The organism is Paenibacillus sp. 598K (genome assembly GCF_003851045.1).
In the GTDB taxonomy this organism is placed as follows: domain Bacteria; phylum Bacillota; class Bacilli; order Paenibacillales; family Paenibacillaceae; genus Paenibacillus_D.
This window is the reverse complement of sequence record NZ_BFBX01000088.1, coordinates 1-291: the sequence shown is the minus strand read 5'-3', so window position 1 is coordinate 291 and position 291 is coordinate 1.

The following is a 291-nucleotide window of genomic DNA, read 5'->3' as shown; positions in this document are numbered from 1 at the left end:
AAGGAAGTCAACGAATGGTACGCAAACATGAAGTAAGAAGCATGAATATATGAAGTAAGAATGACATGTAGACATGAAGTGAGAATGGGATGTAGACATGGCGTGAGAACGGAATGTAGACATGAAGTAGCAGGTCAGAGGGCCGCCGCCACGCGGCGGTCCTTTGTGTTGGTCGAAGGCAAGAAGGCAAGAGGAGGACAAAGCGAAGGCTAAGCGTAAGTGGCACAAATGTCCGCCTCGGCGATGTCCCGGTGAGGGATCTGTCTCTTATACACATCTGACGCTGCCGAC